The sequence below is a fragment of the uncultured Rothia sp. genome (assembly GCF_937976295.1).
Taxonomy (GTDB): domain Bacteria; phylum Actinomycetota; class Actinomycetes; order Actinomycetales; family Micrococcaceae; genus Rothia.
This window is the reverse complement of sequence record NZ_CALJRY010000256.1, coordinates 1-2,041: the sequence shown is the minus strand read 5'-3', so window position 1 is coordinate 2,041 and position 2,041 is coordinate 1. Positions and strand designations below refer to the sequence as shown.

The following is a 2,041-nucleotide window of genomic DNA, read 5'->3' as shown; positions in this document are numbered from 1 at the left end:
TCGGAGTCTAGGCCGGTGACGGAGTTGTGCGGCGTTGGCTGCTGTGTCACGTATTCCTCTTTTCTGCTTTGGTTCGCCCTAATTTTTTACTCGGGGGCGAGTCCGGGTGGTTGGTATTCATGCACAATCCCTAGCGGCGTGCCAGGAGGCGGTTCCCACGTTTCCTAAAGCTGGCGCGGTGCGTTTGAGCTTGTGGGTTCCGATTTTGCGGGACTTCCGACTTCCTGCATCACCGATAGTGATTTATGCAGAGAATGCATAATTTCAAATTCTACCCCCTCATACCCACATGAGCGCAAGGAATCCAACAGGGGCAGAATTTTGAGACGGAGCGCGCTAACGAAAAGCCGTGAGGGTTCGCCCAAAGCATACTTCGCGCCACCCATACCCCTTTATCTACGGGCTACTTCCGTTCCGGGTTTTCAAAAAATTAAGAAACTTTACGTGTAAAACTTTACAGAGTGGAAAACGAGTCTATAATAGAAACTGGTTCAACCAAAACCTAACCAACCAACTACAGAACAGAAGGACAAAATCATGAGCAAGTTCTCCAACGCAGCACTCCGCATCACCGCCGGCGCACTCATCCTCGACGCAGGCGTCAAGAAGCTCAAGGCAGACGAAGGCACCTACGCCTTCCTGCAGCAGATGGCGGCAACCGGTGTTCCCGCAGTCTCCAAGCTGGACGCAGCAACCTTCGGTAAGCTCATCGCCGGCGCAGAGACCGCACTCGGTGCAACCCTGCTGACCCCCGTCATCCCCGCACGCCTGGCGGGCGCAGGCCTGACCGCATTCGCGGCAAACCTGATGACCATGTACTTCCGCAACCCGGACATGCACGACAAGTTCTTCCGCCCCACTCAGGACGGTCAGCAGCTCGCAAACAACATCGTGCTGCTCGGTGCGGGTCTGGCACTGCTGGGTTCCGAGAAGTAAGCTCCGCAGGCTAAATTACCCAGACGACCTCACGAGGTGCGGCGGGAACGGTATTCGTTCCCGCCGCACTTTTGTATGCACGCTACTTTTCTGCGCCCCTCAGACCGGCGCGCACCCGGCTAGTTCAGCCTCACGCCAGCCCCGCACGCCCGCTAACCACACGGTGTAGCGGCCCTGCGCTATTCTTTGCCCTGCGCTATTCTTTTAGGTATGTCTACTGAGAACACGCAGCCTAGCCAGGCACCCGAATCCACCGAAGAAAAGGCCAAGAAGCCGGTTCCCGAGGAATTCTTCCGCCAGCCCTACTCCTTCGTCCGCCGCGGCGACCGCCTCACCGCGCGCCGCCAGAAGGCGTGGGACACCTACTCCCCCACCCACGTGCTGGACATCCCGCGCCTGCGCACCGACACCTCCGTCGCGCCCGAGGCGACCTTCGACCCGGTCAAGATTTACGGCCGCGAGGCGTACCAGGTCGTCGAGATCGGTTCCGGTCTGGGCGAGGCAATCGTGCACCGCGCAGCTGAGGTGCCCGAGGCGAACTTCCTCGCCGTTGAGGTGTACACTCCCGGCATCGCGGATCTGCTGCTGAAGATGGGCAACGCCGGCGTGGAGAACGTGCGTGTGGCTCAGGCGAACGCACCCGAACTGCTCGACAACATGCTTGAGGAGAACTCCGTGGACGAGCTGTGGGTGTTCTTCCCGGATCCCTGGCATAAGTCCCGCCACCACAAGCGCCGCCTGGTGTCCCCGGCGTTCGCTGATAAGGTTGCGCGCGTGCTCAAGCCCGGCGGTATTTGGCGTCTGGCGACTGACTGGGAGGAGTACGCCCTGGTCATGCGTGAGGTTCTGGAGGCGCACCCCGACTTTGAGAACGTGAACCCCGGCGCCGGTGCGACTGAGGAGGATCCGCTGGGTGGTTGGGCTCCGCGTTGGGAGGGTCGTACCCTCACCAGTTTTGAGCGTAAGGCTCAGGAGGCGGGTCGCCGCGCGCACGATCTGACCTACCGCCGCAAGTAAGCCACAAGTAAGCAAGGTAGCGCCAGTCACCGCCATGTGATTTCCCGCCACCGCGCAAAGTGCATACGTTAAAGAAGGTGAGGCTCCC

Annotated in this window: 2 protein-coding genes; both read left to right on the top strand. The window is 60.0% G+C overall.

Going from position 1 to position 2,041, the window contains the following annotated elements; translation table 11 throughout:
- The first annotated feature begins 537 nt into the window (after positions 1-537).
- Positions 538-936, top strand: coding sequence for a hypothetical protein (locus Q0216_RS06875; RefSeq protein WP_298594003.1), 399 nt, complete (start codon positions 538-540; stop codon positions 934-936).
- A 210-nt stretch (positions 937-1,146) separates the two neighbouring features.
- Positions 1,147-1,953 (top strand): tRNA (guanosine(46)-N7)-methyltransferase TrmB, encoded by an 807-nt coding sequence (gene trmB, locus Q0216_RS06870; protein WP_005508988.1) that lies wholly within the window; start codon positions 1,147-1,149, stop codon positions 1,951-1,953.
- Positions 1,954-2,041: the final 88 nt, after the last annotated feature.